The organism is Shewanella sp. AC34-MNA-CIBAN-0136 (genome assembly GCF_040309945.1).
Classification (GTDB): Bacteria; Pseudomonadota; Gammaproteobacteria; order Enterobacterales; family Shewanellaceae; genus Shewanella.
Genome location: NZ_JBEOPJ010000002.1, coordinates 175,963 through 197,710 on the forward strand (window position 1 = coordinate 175,963; position 21,748 = coordinate 197,710).

The following is a 21,748-nucleotide window of genomic DNA, read 5'->3' on the forward strand; positions in this document are numbered from 1 at the left end:
CGCCGTAATGCTACGCTATTGCAATAATCACGTGTAAAAAAGTTTGGTCTATTGTTGTGTAATTGTTTATAAACATAGCTGTTAGCCTTTAACAGTCAAAGATCCTTGCCTGCTCTGTCACCCTTCTGCTAATGTCCGACACAAATAAAATAATAATTAAACAGGACGTTTTCTGTGAATTTTAAAACTTTAGGTTCTATTTCGATTGTCGCGGGAACGGCAATTGGCGGAGGCATGCTAGCGCTACCATTAGCAACAGCAGCTTTGGGGATGATCCCCGCATTAATCTTATTAGTGGTTATTTGGGGTTTATCGGCTTACACCTCGTTACTGATGTTAGAAATTAATCTTCATAGTGGTGTCGGCGATAACGTCCATGCCATTACCGGTAAAACACTGGGCAAAGTCGGCCAGCTCATTCAAGGTGGCTCATTCCTTAGCTTATTATTCGCCTTAACCATGGTGTATCTAATGGGAGGGTCATCGCTATTAGAAACCCGTTTACAACCCATCGGCATTAACATGAGCAACCAAGTCGCCGTCATACTGTTTACGGTTATTTTTGGTGGCTTGATTGCCATTGGTGTTAAATGGATTGATAAAGTATCACGTATTTTATTTACTTCTATGGTGGTGCTGCTGGTCATTGTGGTGGCATTTCTATTACCAGACGTTAATTTAATCAGTGCATTAAACAATTATTCAACCGATGTAGCGTCGGGCACCGCTCTGCAACAATTATGGTTAGCAGCCATCCCAGTGGTATTCACTTCATTTGGTTTCCATGTGTGTATTGCCACCATTGTGCGCTACTTAGAAGGTGATGCTGCATCACTTAGAAAAGTGTTATTAATAGGATCGACCATTCCACTGGTTTGTTACATCCTGTGGTTGCTCGTAACGCTAGGTTCTTTAGGCGGCGAAACAGTTCATAGCTTTGGTGGTTCACTGCCGAAACTGGTTGCTGCTTTGCAAGGCTTAGCCCAGTCACACATTATCAGCCAAGCAATTGATCTGTTTGCCAACCTTGCATTGGTGACCTCATTTTTAGGCGTCACCATGAGCCTATTTGATTATGTCGCCGAACTGACCCGAGCTAAAGATGACGCTGTTGGTCGTGCTAAAACATGGTTGATAACCTTTATACCGCCGCTGTTATGTGCGCTTTACTACCCAGACGGGTTTTTCAAAGTGCTTGGTTTTGCAGCCATTCCATTAGTGGTGATGATTATCTATTTACCCATTGCGATGGCATTAAAGCAACGCGCGCAGAAAATGGGCGGATATCAAGTGTCTGGTGGCACATTGGGGCTTATCGCCGCAGGATTACTGGGCACATTAATTGTTGTGGCGCAGTTGATGGTGGCATTAGCCTAAATCGGATGACGAATAAAGTGGATTTGTAAGCGAGTTTTTCAAACGCTGTTAAGATAGTAAAACATTTGTTAAAGTCAGGCTTAGCCTGACTTTTTTGTTTTTATGGTCCGACGTTTTTATGATCCGCCAACATTGACCTAGATGATTAAACAAGAAATCGACACGACTTACGGCAATATTGATTACCCGTGAATACCCCAAATGGAATTATTATAATGAAAAAATGGTTATTAACTGTCGCTATGGCAGCCAGCTTTGGCGCTGCGGCAGATGAAGGTATGTGGCAACCACATCAACTTCCCGCTATGGCTGATGAACTTAAAGCAAAAGGCTTAGAAATAAGCGCTGATTCAATTTCAAAATTAACCGAATTCCCAATGAATGCCGTTATCAGCCTCGGTGGTTGTACCGCATCATTTGTGTCGCCAAAAGGCTTAGTGGTTACCAACCATCACTGTGCCTATGGCTCAATTCAGTACAACTCAACCCCAGAAAAAAACCTCCTTAAAGACGGATTTTTAGCCAAAACTTACGCAGAAGAATTACCTGCGACACCTGGTTCACGTATTTTTGTAACTGAAGCGGTAACCAATGTTACTGATAAAGTTAAAGCAAACCAGATGGATAAAGTGGGTAATGAGTTTTATAAAGGTATAGAACTACAAGAAAAAACCTTAGTTGCTGAATGTGAAAAAGAAGATGGTTACCGTTGCCAGGTGTATAGTTTCCATGGCGGCCTAGAATATTATCTTGTTAAGCAGTTAGAAATTCGTGATGTGCGTTTAGCCTATAACCCAGCCGCTAGTGTGGGCAAATACGGCGGTGATATCGATAACTGGATGTGGCCTCGTCATACTGGAGACTTCTCATTTTATCGTGCTTACGTATCTAAAGACGGCAAGCCTGCCGATTTTAGCAAAGACAATGTACCGTACGAGCCAAAAAGCTTTTTAAAAGTATCAGCTAAAGGCGTTAGCGATGGCGACTTTGTGATGGTTGCTGGCTATCCTGGCCGTACCAACCGTTACCGCACAGCCGATGAAGTTAACAATCAGTTTAATTGGGCTTATCCTGAAGGCAAAGTCCTACAAGAACGCATGATTAGCATCATCAAAGAAACAGCCTCTGAAGGCAGCGACGAGCGGATTAAATACGAAAGCTTGATTGCTGGTTTAGCTAATTATGCTAAAAACTTTACCTCGATGATTGAGTATTATGGAAAATCAACCATGCTCGCTGATCGTGAGAAAATAGAAAGCGATTTAGCAAACTGGATTGGTAAAGATAAAAAACGCCAACAGCAATATGGCGAAACACTATCAAGCTTAGAAAAGTTAGTGGCAAAGAGTCAGCAAAATCAACAACGTGACATTTTATTAGGTTACATCGGTTACACCACTATGGTCACTACCGCACGTGATTTGTATCGCTTAGCTAATGAGAAAACCTTAGCTGATATGGCACGTGAACCAGGCTACCAACAACGTGACATGACCAACTTCACTTCAAGCATGGAACGGATTGATCGCCGTTATGCCGCCAGTGTCGATAAAGCCCTGCTAGCCGATTTACTGACACGTTATGCTGCATTACCTGCAGAGCAGCATTTAGCCGCTTTAGACAAAGCATTTGGTATTAGCAGCAAGTTCGATGCTAAAGCATTAGCTAAAACACTCGATAAAATGTACGCCAACACCAAGCTAAATAACAAAGAAACTCGCTTAGCATGGATGAACAAATCGGTTGCCGACTTTAAAGCGTCTAACGACCCATTCATTCAATTTGCAGTACAAACTTATGATGCTGACATGGCGCGCGAAAAAGAGAAAAAGCAATTAGAAGGTGACTTAATGAAAGTACGTCCACAATATATGGACGCTATCATTGCCTACAATCGCGAGTTAGGAAAACCTGTTTATGCTGATGCAAACTCAAGCCTACGGGTGACGGTCGGAAACGTGAAAGGTTATTCTCCACAGGATGGTTTAGTGGCGGTGCCTTTTACCCGCTTAGAAGGCATTTTAGCCAAAGACACTGGTGTTGATCCTTTCGATGCGCCAGCTAAACAACTTGAGCTGATTAAACAAAAGCAATACGGCGATTACTACGTCAAAGCGGTTGACTCTGTACCGGTTAACTTCTTATCTACCCTAGACACAACGGGTGGTAACTCAGGCTCACCAACCTTAAACGGTCGTGCTGAACTAGTGGGTTTACTGTTTGATGGTGTGTACGAAAGTATCATTGGAGACTGGGGATACGACGCACAAAGTAACCGTTCTATCCAAGTAGACAGCCGCTACATGCTATGGGTAATGCAGTATTTAGATAATGCTGACAACTTATTAGCTGAAATGGAAATCGTTAGATAACGTTCAGTTTACTGCACGTTTAAGACTCAATAACTCTGCGGTCGTTAATGGCCGCATTGTTTTTTCTGCAAGCTCATCAATACGTATATCTAATAATTGTGTTCGCATTAAATCAATCACCTTGTAACCTAATGCTTTGCACATACGGCGTATTTGCCGATTTAATCCTTGGGTTAATACAATCTCAAACCTGTCTTCTGCACTCGCCAGGCTCAATGGCCGAACTTCGCATGGTCGAGTTTGCACATCGCCATAACTGACACCCTTTGTCATCATCGATAGAAAACTAGCACTAATTGGCTTATCAACTTGGACCACGTATGTCTTAGGATGATAATAATCGGGATGCATGAGCGCTTGCGTTAATTGACCATCATTAGTGAGTAGTAGCAAACCACGAGAATCTTTATCCAAACGCCCTGCAGGATACAACCTTGGTAACTCAGGTAATACATGCAGTAAGCTGTGAGGATCATCAACTAATAAACGGCAATCCATTCCAACAGGCTTATGATATAGCCAATACTGTTTATCTTGCACAGCAAGGATCGGTTTATCGTCTACTAGAATTGTCTCGATTTCGCAAAGGTTAACTCGATCAGTGTGTTTAGCTAATTGATGATTAATACTCACTCGACCACTGTCGATAAGCCGTGCAGCTTGGCGTCTTGAGGCCACACCACACACCGCCAAATAATGACTTAATCGCATTGATGTCATAGACTTAATCGTATTGATATCATAGATAGTACTCAAGCAAGAATAAATAGACGTTAACGGGTTTCGAGAAATTGATACACACTATGTTGTTGAGTTTTAATGGTTGTCAGTAGGCTTAACCCAAGGCAAATACACCATAGAATATTCGCTTGCGTTAATGTCCACATGGCTGAAGACACAATACAATACTGAGGTAAATCCGTTGAGCACTCGGTAAAATCCAGCTGACTCCAATCGAACAACGTTAATAATAATAACCCACTACACAGTGAAATAATGCTCAAACTAAGCATTCGCTTGGTCATCGTGCTGCCAGGTTTAAAGTAATCAAGTAGGCAAATACAATGCAAAAAAATAGTACTGAATAAATAAAGCGTCGACGCTTTACGGTGTAAGTCTAGAAAGTTAATCGGAAACACACCCATTAGCACAATACTCACACCCACTACGCCACCAATAATGGCGATGTAGCGGCTCAGTAAATCAGGGAAAGTATTAAACACCGCCACCATGGCGAGTAAGAAGCATGAGCCACCCGCTAATAGTGATAAATTAAACACGATTGCAAACGACGAATGCATATAATCGCCAAGCGTATCGGGGCGGATCATCAACATGTCCAAATTGATGCCGTCGGCTTGCACGATTAACGCACTTCCTACACCAAAAGAGCAGATTACAGCCGCAGCCAATGACATAAATACAATCACTAGGTGTAAATCATAATTACGGACTCTATCTGTCACTGAACGATACTTATGTCAAAAATGGGATGAGAATGTTAACGCGGAAAGCCAAAAAGTAAAAGCCGATAATCACATAACCAAAAAACTAAACCTAAGCCCTAACTTAAACCAAAATTTCAACAAAAACTTAAACCAAAAACTTAAACCAAAAATAAAAATGCCCAATCGTTACTGACTGGGCATTGGTTGCAATAGCGGCTAAATCGTCACCTTAACTTTAATCTTGTTAACCTTAGCGACAGTGTGATTTACCCTGTAGCCAATTTAAGTACGTTGACGCAATATTACAATTATCACCGCTACAACGGCCAAAATCATACAGTACCAAGCATTAGACACTGCAGTTAATGGGCTGATGGTAAACACCGAGGCAATTAATAATGCTTGGGCACCATGTGGAATTAATCCCTGAATAATACATGCAAAGATATCTAAAATACTCGCAGCTCGTTTTGGCGATACCCCATGTTTTTCAGCAAGCTCTTTAGCAATGTCACCGGTGACCACAATCGATACTGTATTGTTAGCAACACAGGTATTAGTGGCGGCAACAATCGCTGCCATGCCTAACTCTGCCGCACGGCTTGATGCTTCGCCATTAGCTTTTGAAAAGCGACTGATTAAACCTTCAATTTGCTTACTGACAAAAGTTAATCCGCCTTGTTGCTGCATTAACGCCGCTAAACCACCGACTAACATCGACAGAATAAAAATTTCCTGCATATTGGTAAAACCAGTATAAATATCATTACCAAATTGAATAACGCTATAACCCGAGCCCAGCACGCCTGTCATGCCAGCAAGTACAATCCCTAACGACAACACTACAAAGACGTTTAAACCGATCACAGCTAACACCAGAATGGTTAAATACGGTAATACTTTTAATATTTCGATGTCCTGAGCTGCTATATCCGCTTGTCCTTGACCGACAATCGAAAAAGCAATCAAGGTGAGGATCGCCGCCGGTATCGAAAATACTAGGTTTTCACGGAACTTGTCTTTCATTTCACAACCTTGAGTACGTGTTGCCGCAATCGTGGTATCAGAAATAATCGATAAGTTGTCTCCAAATAATGCACCAGACATCACCGCACCCGCCATTAAGGCATAATCAATTTGTGCTTGGTCTGCGACACCTAGTGCCACTGGTGCTACCGCCGCGATGGTGCCCATAGATGTACCCATTGAGGTCGCGATAAAAGCGGCAATAACAAAGAAACCTGGCAATAATAAATTTGATGGGATAAACGATAAACCAAGCGCAACGGTGGCATCAACGCCACCAGTGGCTTTAGCCACTGCAGCAAATGCGCCTGCCAATAAATAAATTAAACACATGGCTATAATATTGCTATGGCCAATACCTTCAATAAAGGTTTCTATCGCACTATTTATTTTCTGTTTCGACAACAACACCGCCAACACAATGGCAGGGAGAATCGCAATCACACTGGGTAATTGATAGAACGCATAATCAACACCTTGGCTTTGAAAATATAAGCCTGCGCCAATAAATAATCCTAAAAACAAAAATAACGGTAATAACGCCACAAACGATGCCGGGCTGTTTCCTGCTGTGGTAACTGATGAAGTAGCTTTGGTCAAAATGATCTCTCTTTATCTTAACGAATAGGGATTGTTGGATGAGAAAAGCGAGTACGACACAATCTCGGTCATCGGTGATTATTTAACAACAGATTCAAAGGTGCTAAATATTGCAGTCACATCATAACAAGTTGTGCCAAGAATAAGAGAACTGTTCGCCGCTGTCAATCTAGACGTCTAGACTTCTTTGCTTCCAAAGCGTTTTTTATTCTAAAACCTGAGAACTGCTACAAATATTTTACATAACCATAATCAATTTATCTATTTAGGTCTCTTTATTCACTAAAAAATTGATGTACGTTAATCATAACCTAATGCCGATTTGTTACGCTGACAAGGATTCTCTAACTTATATAGAGGTGAGGCTATGGAACGTAAACCAGACAGAGTGAGTGCAATGAAGCGACTCCTTGAGCAAGTAAAAAATACCTTACCATTTGATCAACCCGGTATATTTAGCTGTGGCCCCAACAACAACTGTGTTGGCTGCCCTAAAAAGTTACTCGATTTGGTTGATGCTGAAGTTAATTACTGGGACGCAGCCATTGCCCAGGGCGTTATACCTTCACTTGGCGATATCAGCCGCTTTGGAAAACTGTGTAAAAATGTCAGTCGTGGCTTACAACGCAATGATATCCAGAGTCATCATTAAATTGCCTCATAATTAAATAGCCTTATACCCATTAGAGTCACATAACCTAAACTCGAGATAACAAAAAGCCCACTAAAAAGTGGGCTTAATGCAACTACTTCAGGTTTATTCTTCAGCATCGCCTAGTGACAATAACGTCGCATTGCCACCAATAGCGGTAATGTTATTGGTACGAGTCTTTTCAGTCACAAAACGAGTTAAGTAGTGTGGGCCACCCGCTTTAGGACCTGTACCCGATAATCCTTGGCCACCAAATGGTTGTACACCTACAACTGCACCAATTTGGTTACGGTTAATGTACACGTTACCCACGTTAACCTTGTCTGCTAAGCTAAGCGCATGGCCTTCATTACGGCTATGAATACCCAATGTTAACCCAAAACCTGTGCTGTTGATTTCATCAACCACTTTTGCCAAATCTGCCGCTTTATAACGGATAACATGCAAAATAGGCCCAAAATGTTCTTTTTCGAGTAGCTTAATTGAACTAATTTCAACGGCTGTAGGCGCTACAAAATGACCATTTTCAGTACCCGCAGGTAATTCAAGTTTATTAATTAACTTGCCGACCTGGCTGATATGATCAATGTGGGCATTCAAGTTAGCTTTGGCAGTGGCATCAATCACGGGGCCCACATCGGTTTTCACTGAACTTGGGTTGCCAATCACTAATTGCTCCATGGCGCCTTTCATGACTTCAATTACGCGATCTGCAATATCTTCTTGTAAAAATAAGACTCGCAATGCCGAACAACGCTGGCCAGCACTGGTGAACGATGAAGACACCACGTCATTTACCACTTGCTCGGGTTGTGATGTTGAGTCAACCACCATGGCATTTTGACCACCGGTTTCAGCAATTAATGGAATAATTGCACCATCACGGTTTGCCAAGGTGCGGTTAATCAATTTAGCCGTGCCAGTAGAGCCGGTAAAACACACACCGCCAATACGTTCATCTGCAGTGATTGCAGAACCAACAACTGCGCCAGTACCTGGTAAAAACTGCAATACTTCGGTAGGAATACCGGCTTCATGCGCAAGTTGCACAGCACGATAACCGATCAAACAGGTTTGCTCTGCAGGCTTGGCAATAACCGTGTTACCCGCAGCAAGTGCAGCAGAAACTTGACCAAGGAAAATCGCCAACGGGAAGTTCCATGGGCTAATACACACAAAAATTCCGCGACCTTGTAGAAACAGCTCGTTTAACTCGCCTGTTGGGCCAGGAAGCAATTCAGGCTGAGCCATCATCTTCTTAGCTTGTACCGCGTAATAACGACAAAAATCTACTGCTTCGCGAACTTCATCAATACCATCTTGAATACTCTTACCCGCTTCACGAGTACATAATACAATCAGCTCTTCACGGTTTTCTTCCAATAAATCAGCTAATTTCTGTAGTGCATTAGCACGAGTTTCAACAGGTGTACGTGCCCAACCACCAAAAGCAGCATCTGCACCAGCAATGGCTTGTTCAATTGCGTTAGCATCAGCAAAAGCCACTTTACCTACCGTTAATGAAGTATCGTATGGGCTAACAACGGTTTGCACTTCACCCGTTAAGGTTTTACCGTTTACCAATGGACCTGCTGTCCATTGAGTATCGCTATATTTGTCCAGTGCAGCAAAAAATGGCTCTGACTCAGAAATAATGTTCATGTTTAATCCTTTAGAGTTCTTACGTTCTGCACCGAAAATATCAGCAGGCTTAACAATTTTTTGATTCGCTAACGACTTGTAACCCAATAGCGTCACCAATGGATGAACCACTAAGCTTTCTATTGGGGTATTAGGGTCAACCAGTTTATGTACGAATGAGGTATTGGCTCCGTTTTCCAGTAAGCGACGAACTAAATACGGCAGTAAGTCTTTATGCGCGCCAATGGGTGCATAGATACGTACCGCTTTAGCACCGCTTTCTGCAAGCATGGTGTCGTAAAGCTCTTGGCCCATACCGTGCAAACGTTGGAATTCATATAAACGATCAGCGGCCATCGCATCAATACTGGCAACGGTTTGCGCGTTGTGGGTAGCAAACTGGGGATAAATAGCACCACGGGTGGCATCAGACAATAAATAACGCGCACACGCTAAATAAGACACATCCGTGCCGGCTTTACGGGTATAAAGTGGGTAGCCAGCTTCGCCTGCTTGTTGCGCCCATTTTAGCTCGCTGTCCCAATAAGCACCTTTGACTAAACGCAGCGGAATTTCATCGCCTTGATCTTTAGCAAGACGCGTCAACCAACACAACACCGGTAAACAACGCTTAGAATAAGCTTGCACCACAATGCCTAATAAGCCCCAGCCTTTAGCGGCTTCTGATTGATAAAGCTGCTTAAATAACTTCAATGACAATTCAAGACGGTCAACTTCTTCAGCATCGATAGAAATACCAATATCGAGTTCACGCGCTTGTATAATAAGTTTAATAACCGTGTCGTATAATTCGCTTAATACACGATCTTCGTTAGCGACTTCATAACGAGGGTGTAATGCAGATAATTTGATCGAAATAGTCGGTCTTGGTGAGTCAGACTCTTCATATTGCTGCGCGCCTAAATCGCGAATAGCATTGCTGTAATCGTTAAAATACTTTTGCGCATCATTGGCGGTTAATGCTGCTTCACCTAACATGTCATAGCTATGGGTATAACCTAACTTACGTTTAGCTTCGCTATTTTTAAGCGCTTCTTTAACGTCCTGACCTAACACAAATTGCTTACCCATGATCTTCATCGCCGCTAACATAGCTTGACGGATCATCGGCTCACCGACACGATTAACCAGACGTTTAAGTATATTGCTTGGCGAACCGTCAGTATTACGATCTAACTTAACCAGTTTACCGGTTAACATTAACCCCCACGTTGAGGCATTAACCAGCAATGAACCACTCATATTTAGGTGTTCATCCCACTTGGCACCAGACAATTTATCTTTAATTAGCGCATCAGCTGTTTCAGCATCAGGAATACGCAGCAAGGCTTCAGCCAAGCACATTAAAATAATGCCTTCTTTCGTTTCTAAGCTGTATTGTTGCAAAAATGCATCAATACCAACCATCAGACCTTTTTTCTCAAACTGACGAACTTTGCTCACGAGCTCATGGGCACGACGAGTCACTTGCTCAATGTCTTGTTCAGACGAAGGCACAAGCTTAATTAATTCAGACAGGTATTGCTCTTCATCGACAATGTAGTTGTTGGTCACTGCAGTAAACAGTTCCTCAAGAGTGGCATTGTCATAGCGGCCGTCCAGTACTTCACTCGCTTTGAACATAGTATTCGCTTCCATCTAGGTCAGGTTAAGGATGGTTATTATCGTTGTTGAATGGACACTGTATTCACGAATATTTTATTTTGTATACAATGTACGATCTGATTTTCGGCGATTATACATTCAAAATGTGAACTTGGACACTCAAGTTGAAAACTTGCTAATAATTGTTTGATTTTGGTCACTGAAACAGACAGAAACAATGTGCTAGTTAATTAACATCACAACAACAATAAACGTTTAAGTTAATGTTAATTAGTAACTTTTTTAATAATTATACCAACATGGAATATGAATATATTTCATCAAGAAAAAGATTAAAAAAAAGGCCAACGTTTGAATAGTTGGCCTTTATACAATCAAATGAGAGACATTAGTCGTATCACTTTATCCGCGAAAATCTCATCGTTATTGGAGATGTTACATCCAACGGCTTTTCTTACGACGTTGTGGACGAGGTAAATACACCAATACAATACCAATCAACGCACCAATACCTGCAATTAACCCACCTTGCTGCCACATTTCATAACGTTGGTTATCCGCGGCTTGCTGTACTTTTGACTTAGCATCATCTCGTTCTTTAATCGCTTTGGTAAGAGCGGCTTTTAACTCAGACACCTTTTCGTTAGACAGTGTTAAAGATTCTTCAGTATTGTCAGTATTTTGCGTAATGTTATTTAATTGCTCATTAGCCTGTTTTAATTGTGCTTCCATTTCAGGAAAACGCTCACGAAAACTAGGCTGATCTGAAACTAAACTGGTTAATACCCAGCCTTCACGACCTTTATGATCAATGATTTGAGTAAAATCACCTTCGGTATTATCCAATAAAGTGATCGGCTGACCCGCTTCAACACTACCGATAATACGAAACTCTGTACCCGGTCCACCGTGGATATAGGTGAACACATCATCAGAAATAAATCGCGTTGGTGCTTGGGCTGCAAATACGCCACTTGGCGCAAGTAAAAATATAAGGATTGAAAGTACTCTTAACACGGTATTTATCCAAACTCAGAAAACTTATTGTCATGCTATTTATTAAATGCTCTGAATGCAAGAAGGAAGTCATATGACTTCCTTCTTAAATACATTCAGCGTTCACATTTCTGCTAATACTTCATTGCGTCTTAGTCAAATTAACTAAAGATGTTCTTGATAATGAAGAAGAACAAAATAGACAGTGCAGCACCGGCTGGCAGAGTAATAACCCAAGACACAACAATGTTACGTACTACACCAATATTAATTGCTGCAATACCACGCGCCATGCCCACACCCAACACAGCACCCACTAACGTTTGCGTTGTTGAAATAGGTAAACCAGTACCAGAAGCAATAACCACAGTCGATGCGGCAGCTAATTCAGCAGCAAAACCACGACTTGGGGTTAAATGCGTAATGTTTTTACCAATGGTTTGCATCACACGCTGTCCAAAAATGGCCAAGCCCATAACAATACCAACAGCACCAAGTGGTAAAATCCACCATGCTAGAACCGCTTTAGCACCAATAATACCGCCGCTTTCTACGACAGAAACCACAGCAGCTAAAGGACCAATCGCATTAGCAACGTCGTTTGAGCCATGGGCAAATGCCATACAACATGCAGTCACAACCATTAATATGGCAAATACTTTTTCAACATTCCCATACTGGGTTTTTAGATCGGCTTTATCGCTCATTTTTAAACGACTAATAGCAATTTTACCTGCAAGACCGACTACGGCTGCAACCACAGCTGCTAATGCATATGCTTCAACTGTTGAAAAGTTTATGCCTACATGTGATAAGCCTTTAGTAATGGTCACAAGTGACATCACAAAATCGGCCAATGCCATGTAGAAAGGCACATAACGCTTAGCACTTGCTAATGGATCATCGGTATTAAAAATCAGCTTTTGCACACTTTGGAAAATGATATAAGCAATAAAACCCGAAATAGCAGGTGTCACTACCCAAGAGCCTACAATACCGCCAACCTTACCCCATTCAACTGCATCTGCACTGACACCCACTGCGGCAAAGCCAACAATAGCGCCAATAATTGAATGCGTTGTCGAAACTGGCCAGCCTAACGCTGACGCTACAACTAACCAAATACCCGCAGCAAGTAATGAGGCAATCATGCCATATACCAACAATTCTGGGACATCAGTAAAGTAACTCGCGTCGATAATACCTTTACGAATTGTACTCGTGACTTCACCACCAGCTAAAAAAGCACCGGCGAATTCAAAGATCATTGCAATAATAATCGCTTGTTTAATGGTAATGGCATTAGAACCTACAGAGGTTCCCATTGCATTGGCTACGTCGTTTGCACCAATGCCCCATGCCATCAAAAATCCAAATGCAGCCGCTATCATAATGAGCATAGGGCCGTTGGTGACTAATACATCAACCATGTTGTTTCCTTGATAACCTTTGTGATTAGTTACGAGCTAGCATTAGCTCTAGGCGGGAACCGACACGCTCAGCAATATCTGCTAAACCTCCAACCCATTCGATAATTTTGTACGTGAACATCACATCAATCGGATTCAATTCAGATTCTAATGCATACAACTGACGACGCACTTGAATTTGTAAATCATCAGAATCTTCTTCGATAAGATCTAATTCATTAATCATTTTGGCAACTAACTCAACTTCACGACCACGGAAACCGGTTTCGAGTAAATCATCGAGTTCGTTAATAGCCCGTTTCGCAAGTGATACGGCATCTAAACAACGTTTTAGATAAGCACCAAAGGCATCTTGCATAGGCTGAGGAAGGACTAACTGACGGCCAATAATACGGCCAGAGATATCTTTTGCCTTGTTAGCGATTTTGTCCTGTTGAGTTAATAACTCAAGCAAGTCAGTTCGCTCAACAGGCATAAATAATCCACCAGGAAGAGTCAGGCGAATTTCACGTTTGAGTGAGTCCGCTTCTTTTTCAAGCAAACTAATTTGTTTGCGGATCTTTATCGCTTCATCCCAGTCGCCTGAGTTGGTTGCGTCAAAGAAAGGAACAAGAAGTGATGCACACTCATGTACTTTGTCGATATGTAGTTCTAAAGGCTTAAGAGGTGATTTTGCAAACACACCTAAAATAGAGTTTACTGGCATTGCCGTTTACCTATTTAATAAATTCCAGTTTGGAAAAAGCGGGCGCATGTTAACCCAAGCGTCCGCATAATGAAACTGTGTTTTTTAATTTCGTACGACAGTTTCTCTGTTATCGTTGCTCAGTATATATGATGCGAGCAATGCTATCCTAAGAGATTTTTATTACAACAATATGACATTATGAAGATAATGTGACGCATTAGTGAATATTTGATGACAAGGCAAACATAAAGTCAATGGACGCAGAAATAGAGTTAAAACTATTCATTCAATCACAACATCATGATTTGTTAAAAAAAATATTGAATGACTACCCTAATTCAAGCCCACAAGGGCAGAAAAAACTCACCAACGGATATTTCGATACCGACGACTTACAACTGCGTCGTTGGGATATGGGCTTACGCGTAAGAGGTTTTGACAATCAACTCGAACAGACCATAAAAACAGCAGGCAGGGTCGTAGGAGGGATCCATTCTCGTCCTGAATATAATGTCAGCATTGATCAAAAAACACCGATCTTGTCACGTTTCCCAAAAGAAATTTGGCCAGAGGGAAATGATCTCGACAAGGTGTCAACATCGCTAAAATGTATTTTTGAAACCAACTTTGAGCGTCAAACTTGGCATATATACCTTAATGATAGCCTTGTTGAGGTTGCACTAGATGTAGGTGAAATAATTGCTGATGATAAAGTTGACCCTATATGCGAACTCGAATTTGAATTACTCGCAGGAGAGACGTCTGCATTATTAATACTCGCAACAGAAGTCGCTAAGTCAGTACCATTTCGCTTAGGTAAAGCCAGTAAAGCTCAACGCGGTTATCAACTTGCAGGCAAATCAAAGCCGTTCACCATTAAGCATATTGATTATGTCTCATTACCAAAAAACAATAATATGCAGCAAGCCTTGAGCACATTATTAGAAACAGGTCTTGAGCGCTGGCAATTGATTGAGAATATATTAACGCTGCCAACTGGTGATGTTCATCAACAATCAGCCTTGTGGGGCGAATTACGCCGCTGTGTGCGCTTACTCAGGCTCACCTTAAATCAATTTGGTTTATTAGATCAGCACACCAGCCCATTATTCGATCATCTTGAGCAGGCTCTGGCATTTGTTAGCCCACTGCAAAGTTGTTGTTTATTATTACAAGACGATGCTAAACCACTTGCCAACATCAACAATAAAACCCTTGTGTGCCTACAACTAGAAAACTATATCGACTCAATGTCGATATCAACTCAATTAGGCTCAATATGGCAACATCCTGAGTATGGTCAATTACAATTGGCATTGGTCGATTTGCTATTAACCGCTGAAAGCGGCAAAAATGAAAGCCGTCATTATCCCGAATTAGGTTTATTTGCCAACCAGCTACAGCAAGCCTCATGGAAACGTATTGGAAAATCAATGCCGATAACCGCTGAAATGAACAGTATTGATTACCAACACGTTGCTGATGCTTTGGATGAAAGTATCTTAGTTGGGTTTGCTTATGGAGAAATGTATCCCGCTAAAAAGCGCGAGGCTTTTCGGGCACCATGGCAAGACTTAGCGTTAGGGATTAGTACGTTATCTGCATATAAAATATTAAGGCATTTGAGTGCACAGCATCAGCTTAATATTGAAGCTTGGTTAGACAATAAAGAAACCAGTTTATTGTTTGCCATGGAGCACTCGCGAAAAAGTGCCTTAAAAGTCCCTATTTACTGGTAAGCGTGCATATTCCCCATAATTGGTTACACGCCCACATGTATTAGTGATGAATAGTAAAACAGGAAGATAATGATTATCTTCCTGTTTTACTAAACAACTAATTTGTTAGCGTTAAGGCCTTAATCGTCGCTTATTCTTTGGCAAAATACAGGTTACTTTGCCAAAGCCTGCTTAACACGTCGACCGTAATCAACATCCGCTTTAGTAAAATGATCGACCATTTTTTGTTGCACATCTAATGTCGTTTGACTGAGTGTGCCCGCAATCGTTTCCACTAAACGATTTTTCTCTGCTTCACTAAAGATACGATAAAGATTACCCGCTTGGGTAAAGTCATCTTGGTTATAACGACTAAAACGGGCAGCCTCTCCTTCTAAACGTAACGGTGGTTCTTCAAAACTGGCATTTTCAGTGAGTGGTGCAACGCTGTTAGGACCATAATTAACACTGGCATCACCACCGGTTTGGCTACCTTGATAAGGACACTGTGTTCCTGCCATAGCACCAGCACGTTGATGATGGTTGGCTTTAGCGGCATGCGGACAGTTAACGGGTAATTGATTATAATTAGTCCCTATACGGTAGCGCTGTGCATCTGCATATGAAAACAAACGGGCTTGCAGCATTTTGTCTGGCGACGCCCCCACTCCTGGCACTAAGTTACTTGGTGCTAATGCCACTTGTTCAACTTCAGCAAAATAGTTTTGTGGTAAACGGTTTAGCTCAAGTTCACCCACTTCAATCAACGGATAATCACTGTGCGGCCATACTTTAGTCAAATCAAATGGATTAATGGCGTAAGTATTGGCATCAGCTTCTGGCATAATTTGCACATTCACAGTCCAACGCGGGAAGTTAGCATCATTAATTGCTGCCACCATGTCGCGTTGTGATGAATCAGGATCTATCCCTTTTAGTATATCTGCTTGTTCGCCGGTTAAATTTACCACGCCTTGCTGTGATTTAAAGTGGAACTTAACCCAAAAACGTTCACCCTTAGCATTCCAAAACGAGAACGTGTGCGAACCATAACCATGCATTTGTCTGTAGTTAGCCGGAATACCACGGTCTGACATTAATATGGTCACCTGATGCATCGACTCTGGATTGAGCGCCCAAAAGTCCCACATTGCTTGGGGATCTTTTAAATTAGTTTGTGGGTGACGTTTCTGAGTGTGAATAAAGTCAGGGAATTTAATACCGTCACGAATAAAGAATGTCGGGGTATTATTACCGACAATATCGTGGTTACCACGAGCAGTATAAAAACGTAGTCCAAAACCGCGTGGATCACGCTCTGCATCTGCTGACCCCATTTCTCCGCCTACCGTAGAGAAGCGCATAAATGTTTCAGTCTGCTTGCCGACACCATTAAAATGATCCGCTATGGTAAATTCACTTAAATCTTTAGTTAATGTAAACGTCCCATATACACCAGTCCCTTTAGCATGTACCACACGCTCAGGAATACGTTCACGGTTAAAATGAGCTAGCTTCTCTATTAAATGCCAATCTTGTAAAAGCAGTGGACCACGTTCACCAGCCGAGATTGAATTTTGATCATCTGCTACCGGGGCGCCATTTTGGCTGGTTAAATAATTACCTTGATTCATTTTTTTGCTCCTATGTGCGGTCTACTAACCACTGCTCAATTAAGTCATAAACTGTTGCCATGATGATTTTCCTCACTCAACTCATCATTCGATGGACACATAATAGAAGCACTTCATAATTACATAAAACGATTAAAATAGATTATTACAAACTAAAAAAACGATTATGAAATTTATTAAGGATAGGAAAAACAGATTAAAACTAAAATGCAGGCAATAAAAAAGCCAAACTGATTATTTGGCTTTATCGAGACACAATGTGACTATTCAGTGGGTGGAGTAGGCTCACGGTATAACTTCACTAAATAATAGAGATCAATTAATACAATAAAAAAGTTAACCAGCGCCACAGGGATCGCATCAATCGCGAGGCCATAAGCCACAAACAACCCTGCACCAATTAAGTTCCACCAGCGTAGTTTTTTAATGTCTGACATCATCAGCGAAATAGCCACAACGACAGAGGCTAAATATCCTACCCATTCCCAGATGTTAATACTGTCCATGGATTTTCCTTATATTAATATGCCTACACCAATGCAAGCGAGTAACAACATTAAGCTAACGTGAGTCAGTGAAAAAACGTTATTGCTTAACGCACTTATTGGCACACTTGATAGACTAAATAAGCAAAGCACCTTATAAAAAAAATACACTATTAACAAGGTTAAAACCTTGACCTATCGATGATTATAAGACCTATCGATTTATAGTATCTATAATAGCTTATCGCTCTACAACCGCTGCCGTCATTCGTGAAATACAACAAAGTTCACCCGCACTGTTACGAATAAGGACTTCCCAAACCGAACTGCGTTTACCTAAATGCACAGGTTTAGCCGTTGCCGTTAATTCACCATTACGTGATGCTTTCAAATGATTTGCGTTGATTTCTTGGCCAACACAATAATAACGGGTAAAGTCGACCACAAAGTTGGCGGCATAGCTGGCAACGGTTTCCGCTAGTGCGACGTTCGCACCACCATGAACAATCCCTAATGGATTATGTACGGCTGGATTAGCTGGCATAGTGGCAACCATATAATCGTCGCCGATTTCAGTAATTTTAATGCCCAATGTTTGCATTAAGGTGCCCTTTCCCTGCATCCCTGCATCTAAGCGAGCACAATCTTCTAAAGTGACAATGTTAAACCAAATACTCATTCTTAATATCCATCATTATTATTATTAGAAAACTCAGTGTACTGATTAGCTTACCTTTTTGAAAGAAAAACGCGATCAATAACATTAACCCATTAAAAAGGAGCCTAAGCTCCTTTTATAGTTATTCACTAAATCTATATGTACGTTAACTCACTAATTCGCAATGGCTTTGGTAGGTCTGTGCCCAACGCAATAACTCAACTCGGTTACGCGATTCCGTTTTACGGAAAATAGATGAGATATGCGCTTTTACAGTATGTTCACTAATACACAAACGCTGGGCAATTTCTTTATTACGCGCACCGCTAGAAACAAGCTGAATAATGGTTCTTTCTCGACTGGTTAATCTTTGGAGGATGGCCACGGTATCGGCAGGGATTTCAACGTTGGTATCGAGTTGCTGGACTAAACGTCTAAAAATCTTACTAATCAGTGGACGGTCGTACCACAATTCATCAGAAACCATTTTACGCAGACCCGTCAGCATTAAGTCCATGCGTTGATCACTGTATAACAAACCCCGTACGCCTAAGAGTAATGCTGACTCTTGATCAAGTGATCCACGTTCAACTTGGTACAATGCTACAGGGACATGCTCCACTAAACGCGATACCAGTAACGGGATGCCCTTACTGTCTAAGGCCGCACCTTTTTGTGAAACAAGATAAAAGTTGTTGGATTTTTTTTCTAACTCAAGCTCAGCCGCATGTTTTACAATTCGAGTTTTCAACCCGATAGATTCTGCCAAAATAGCTAAATGGCAAGGTGCTGCGATTTGGTGCAAAAACACCAACTCATCAATATTTGAACTCATCACTCTTCTCCCTGAAAAGTACATTATTGCTCAACATACCTTGAGCACATCCTGAGGCTATATACTATACGTAAATGAAATACGTTTACTAGCCTTCAAAACTAGGCTGAGCAGATAGTTTACTTTTTGTCGTTATATTAGAGCATGTTCTTTCTTCATTCGTTAATCGCGTTACGAGATAAATCGACTCACCAAAAAAGTGGCTATTAGGTTAAGTCGGTCATTATCAATCACGATTCTTATAATAAAAAACCTTCCTATACAGCAAGCATAGTAAAAATTTGTTAGTTGATATGACTATTATGTAAGTCTAAAGTATGAATAGTAAATTTGACTGACTTTGCGTAGACTTTATCACTAACCCAAGACTGATAAGCTCATACTTTCAATTCGCTCAACATCATCAATCTCTCATCAATGCTAGCAGCCAAATTTACTCATTTTATGACAAAATAAGCTAACTAAATAAGTTAAGTGAGCCTTATGATAAAGACTGCTGGTTAAGCGCCATTTTGGTCGCTATTTGTTTATTATGAAGAGACGATAACAACAGTAAGCCACATACCCCACCAATTAATGCTAGAAACATGTCAGATTGAGTATCCCAAACATATCCTTGAGTGCCTAAAAATGCCTCGGCATTTTCACCGGTAGCAATGGCAACCCACCATTCAACTAATTCGTAAAAAGCTGAAAACGCCAACACAAAACATACTGCTAAAAACTGACACCAAGCACCTATTTGCATGACATGTTTACGAATAAATATTTCGCGAGCTAATATTACCGGAATAAAACCCTGAGCAAAATGGCCGACTTTATCGTAATTATTGCGCTCGCCGCCCATCACTTGCGCTAGCCAGTCAAATAACGGCACTTCAGCATAGGTATAACGTGCACCGACAAATAACACACAGCAATGCACTAAAATAAGTGCATAAGCTAACGTAGTCAGAGGAAAGCTTTTACGACTAAAAAATAAAATAGGTAATGCGATTAACGCAGGTATAGCTTCTAACCACCAAGTGAACATATCTTTAGGTGCGCTAACTGACCACAACAGTACTAATAGATAAATCCCTATCCATATAACCTTACTCTTCATCTTAATTCTCTCCATGAGATATTGTTCTCAAATTAGAATATAAACTTTAGCCATCTAGCCCTCTACAAGCGCTTAAAAAAGTGCTACTTTGATAATGCGCCGGAAGTCCGCATTTATATCATAACTATTAGTATAAGCATTAGTATAACCATTAGCTTAAGCACCATTTAATGATAAGAGGGTACCCATATCATGGCGAAACACTCGCTTGACAAGGATAAGATCAAAATCCTGCTGTTGGAGGGCGTCCACCAAACTGCGGTCGATGTACTAGAACGTGCAGGTTATACCAACATTGAATACCATAAAGCCTCGTTAGGCGAAGAGGCTTTGATTGCATCAATTAAAGATGCTCACTTTGTTGGATTACGCTCCCGCACCCAGCTTACTGCGGAAGTATTGCACCGTGCAGAAAAGTTGGTTGCGATTGGTTGTTTTTGTATTGGCACCAACCAAGTCGATTTAGCCACGGCCGAGAAACTGGGTATTCCTGTTTTCAACGCCCCTTTCTCCAACACCCGCAGTGTTGCTGAATTGGTGATTGGTGAAATCATCATGCTGATGCGTGGCATTCCACAGCGCAATGCCATGTCACATCGTGGCGGTTGGTTGAAGAGTGCTAATGGCAGTGTTGAAGTCCGTGGTAAAACCTTAGGTGTGATTGGTTATGGCCATATTGGTACTCAACTGGGTATTTTGGCTGAAACCTTGGGCATGAGAGTGATTTTCTTTGATATTGAAGATAAGTTACCGTTAGGCAATGCCTCTCAAGTTCACTCTATGGACAAGTTATTGGCCCAAGCAGACGTTGTTAGCCTGCATGTACCAGAAACACCGCAAACTAAAGACATGTTCGCTAAAGCTGAATTTGCTCAAATGCGTCAAGGCAGTTTCTTTATCAATGCCTCTCGCGGAACTGTTGTTGATATCGAAGACTTAGCCGATGCCCTGAAGTCAGAACATCTTGCGGGTGCTGCGATTGACGTATTCCCGGTAGAACCTAAGTCGAATGATGATGAATTCATCTCTCCACTGCGTGGCTTAGACAATGTATTACTCACACCGCATATTGGTGGTAGTACTGCTGAAGCACAGGAAAATATCGGCGTAGAAGTGGCTGGCAAACTGGTGAAATACTCAGATAACGGTTCTACACTGTCTGCGGTCAATTTCCCTGAAGTGTCTTTAGCGCAACATAGCGGTACCTCACGCTTATTGCACATTCATCAAAACCGTCCTGGTGTATTGATTAAAATTAACCAAGCGTTTTCTGAAAAAGGCATTAACATTGCTGCTCAGTACTTACAAACCACTGCTGAAATTGGTTACGTGGTAATGGAAGTCGATTCTGATCAAGCAGAAGAAGCATTGGTTGAATTAAAATCTATTGAAGGCACTATCCGTGCGCGGGTATTGTTTTAAACTGACTTTTATAAGCAATTAACTTGAGTTAATTG

At 41.4% G+C, this 21,748-nt stretch carries 17 protein-coding genes; 5 read left to right on the forward strand and 12 right to left on the reverse strand.

Annotated elements, in window-relative coordinates:
• Window positions 1-174: 174 nt before the first annotated feature.
• Window positions 175-1,377, forward strand: a complete 1,203-nt coding sequence (locus AAEY94_RS02505; protein ID WP_101086163.1) for an aromatic amino acid transport family protein — start codon at window positions 175-177, stop codon at window positions 1,375-1,377.
• 215 nt (window positions 1,378-1,592) lie between these two features.
• Complete coding sequence (locus AAEY94_RS02510) at window positions 1,593-3,749, forward strand: S46 family peptidase (protein ID WP_350977000.1); 2,157 nt, start codon at window positions 1,593-1,595, stop codon at window positions 3,747-3,749.
• A gap of 3 nt (window positions 3,750-3,752) precedes the next feature.
• On the opposite strand, the gene AAEY94_RS02515 is transcribed toward AAEY94_RS02510, so the two are convergent.
• From AAEY94_RS02515 to AAEY94_RS02525, 3 genes are all read right to left on the reverse strand, one after another.
• Window positions 3,753-4,460: a 23S rRNA pseudouridine(2604) synthase RluF gene (locus tag AAEY94_RS02515; RefSeq protein WP_192115790.1), complete on the reverse strand. Its 708-nt coding sequence runs from the start codon at window positions 4,458-4,460 to the stop codon at window positions 3,753-3,755.
• Window positions 4,461-4,522: 62 nt separating this feature from the next.
• Entirely contained in the window at window positions 4,523-5,215 is a 693-nt protein-coding gene (locus AAEY94_RS02520) for a hypothetical protein (RefSeq protein ID WP_157822783.1), read from the reverse strand.
• A 264-nt stretch (window positions 5,216-5,479) separates the two neighbouring features.
• Window positions 5,480-6,823 (reverse strand): Na+/H+ antiporter NhaC family protein, encoded by a 1,344-nt coding sequence (locus AAEY94_RS02525; protein ID WP_350977003.1) that lies wholly within the window; start codon window positions 6,821-6,823, stop codon window positions 5,480-5,482.
• Between the two features lie 367 nt (window positions 6,824-7,190).
• Here AAEY94_RS02525 and AAEY94_RS02530 point away from each other — a divergent pair, with 367 nt between their 5' ends.
• Entirely contained in the window at window positions 7,191-7,475 is a 285-nt protein-coding gene (locus tag AAEY94_RS02530) for a hypothetical protein (protein WP_101086168.1), read from the forward strand.
• Between the two features lie 105 nt (window positions 7,476-7,580).
• Here AAEY94_RS02530 and putA read toward each other — a convergent pair whose 3' ends face one another.
• From putA to AAEY94_RS02550, 4 genes are all read right to left on the reverse strand, one after another.
• Entirely contained in the window at window positions 7,581-10,775 is a 3,195-nt protein-coding gene (gene putA, locus AAEY94_RS02535) for a bifunctional proline dehydrogenase/L-glutamate gamma-semialdehyde dehydrogenase PutA (protein ID WP_350977007.1), read from the reverse strand.
• A 402-nt stretch (window positions 10,776-11,177) separates the two neighbouring features.
• Window positions 11,178-11,759, reverse strand: a complete 582-nt coding sequence (locus tag AAEY94_RS02540; protein WP_101086170.1) for a TIGR04211 family SH3 domain-containing protein — start codon at window positions 11,757-11,759, stop codon at window positions 11,178-11,180.
• 140 nt (window positions 11,760-11,899) lie between these two features.
• Window positions 11,900-13,168: an inorganic phosphate transporter gene (locus AAEY94_RS02545; RefSeq protein WP_350977010.1), complete on the reverse strand. Its 1,269-nt coding sequence runs from the start codon at window positions 13,166-13,168 to the stop codon at window positions 11,900-11,902.
• Between the two features lie 25 nt (window positions 13,169-13,193).
• Complete coding sequence (locus AAEY94_RS02550) at window positions 13,194-13,874, reverse strand: TIGR00153 family protein (protein ID WP_059747637.1); 681 nt, start codon at window positions 13,872-13,874, stop codon at window positions 13,194-13,196.
• A 236-nt stretch (window positions 13,875-14,110) separates the two neighbouring features.
• On the opposite strand from AAEY94_RS02550, the gene AAEY94_RS02555 reads away from it, so the two are divergent.
• Window positions 14,111-15,595, forward strand: a complete 1,485-nt coding sequence (locus AAEY94_RS02555; RefSeq protein WP_350977013.1) for a CYTH domain-containing protein — start codon at window positions 14,111-14,113, stop codon at window positions 15,593-15,595.
• A gap of 152 nt (window positions 15,596-15,747) precedes the next feature.
• Here the strand turns inward: AAEY94_RS02555 and katB are convergent, their stop codons facing one another.
• The 5 genes from katB to AAEY94_RS02580 all read right to left on the reverse strand — a co-directional run bounded on the left by katB (window position 15,748) and on the right by AAEY94_RS02580 (window position 20,291).
• Window positions 15,748-17,208, reverse strand: coding sequence for a catalase KatB (gene katB, locus AAEY94_RS02560; RefSeq protein ID WP_101086173.1), 1,461 nt, complete (start codon window positions 17,206-17,208; stop codon window positions 15,748-15,750).
• Between the two features lie 263 nt (window positions 17,209-17,471).
• Window positions 17,472-17,714, reverse strand: coding sequence for a YgjV family protein (locus AAEY94_RS02565; RefSeq protein WP_101086174.1), 243 nt, complete (start codon window positions 17,712-17,714; stop codon window positions 17,472-17,474).
• Between the two features lie 220 nt (window positions 17,715-17,934).
• Complete coding sequence (locus AAEY94_RS02570) at window positions 17,935-18,372, reverse strand: PaaI family thioesterase (RefSeq protein WP_162022265.1); 438 nt, start codon at window positions 18,370-18,372, stop codon at window positions 17,935-17,937.
• 145 nt (window positions 18,373-18,517) lie between these two features.
• On the reverse strand, window positions 18,518-19,186 hold the full coding sequence (locus tag AAEY94_RS02575) for a helix-turn-helix transcriptional regulator (RefSeq protein ID WP_101086176.1): 669 nt from the start codon (window positions 19,184-19,186) through the stop codon (window positions 18,518-18,520).
• Window positions 19,187-19,667: 481 nt separating this feature from the next.
• Window positions 19,668-20,291 (reverse strand): DUF2238 domain-containing protein, encoded by a 624-nt coding sequence (locus AAEY94_RS02580; RefSeq protein WP_162022264.1) that lies wholly within the window; start codon window positions 20,289-20,291, stop codon window positions 19,668-19,670.
• Window positions 20,292-20,483: 192 nt separating this feature from the next.
• Between AAEY94_RS02580 and serA the strand changes: the two genes are divergently transcribed.
• Window positions 20,484-21,713, forward strand: coding sequence for a phosphoglycerate dehydrogenase (serA, locus tag AAEY94_RS02585; protein ID WP_101086178.1), 1,230 nt, complete (start codon window positions 20,484-20,486; stop codon window positions 21,711-21,713).
• The last annotated feature ends 35 nt before the right edge of the window (window positions 21,714-21,748 follow it).

Excerpts from the sequence above, each read along its gene's own strand:
- putA (WP_350977007.1), bottom strand. The coding sequence starts at position 10,775 with ATGGAAGCGAATACTATGTTCAAAGCGAGTGAAGTACTGGACGGCCGC.
- AAEY94_RS02575 (WP_101086176.1), bottom strand. The coding sequence starts at position 19,186 with ATGAGTTCAAATATTGATGAGTTGGTGTTTTTGCACCAAATCGCAGCA.
- AAEY94_RS02545 (WP_350977010.1), bottom strand. The coding sequence starts at position 13,168 with ATGGTTGATGTATTAGTCACCAACGGCCCTATGCTCATTATGATAGCG.
- AAEY94_RS02510 (WP_350977000.1), top strand. The coding sequence starts at position 1,593 with ATGAAAAAATGGTTATTAACTGTCGCTATGGCAGCCAGCTTTGGCGCT.
- AAEY94_RS02565 (WP_101086174.1), bottom strand. The coding sequence starts at position 17,714 with ATGGACAGTATTAACATCTGGGAATGGGTAGGATATTTAGCCTCTGTC.
- AAEY94_RS02580 (WP_162022264.1), bottom strand. The coding sequence starts at position 20,291 with ATGAAGAGTAAGGTTATATGGATAGGGATTTATCTATTAGTACTGTTG.
- AAEY94_RS02550 (WP_059747637.1), bottom strand. The coding sequence starts at position 13,874 with ATGCCAGTAAACTCTATTTTAGGTGTGTTTGCAAAATCACCTCTTAAG.
- katB (WP_101086173.1), bottom strand. The coding sequence starts at position 17,208 with ATGAATCAAGGTAATTATTTAACCAGCCAAAATGGCGCCCCGGTAGCA.
- serA (WP_101086178.1), top strand. The coding sequence starts at position 20,484 with ATGGCGAAACACTCGCTTGACAAGGATAAGATCAAAATCCTGCTGTTG.
- AAEY94_RS02530 (WP_101086168.1), top strand. The coding sequence starts at position 7,191 with ATGGAACGTAAACCAGACAGAGTGAGTGCAATGAAGCGACTCCTTGAG.
- AAEY94_RS02515 (WP_192115790.1), bottom strand. The coding sequence starts at position 4,460 with ATGCGATTAAGTCATTATTTGGCGGTGTGTGGTGTGGCCTCAAGACGC.
- AAEY94_RS02555 (WP_350977013.1), top strand. The coding sequence starts at position 14,111 with ATGGACGCAGAAATAGAGTTAAAACTATTCATTCAATCACAACATCAT.
- AAEY94_RS02570 (WP_162022265.1), bottom strand. The coding sequence starts at position 18,372 with ATGAGTATTTGGTTTAACATTGTCACTTTAGAAGATTGTGCTCGCTTA.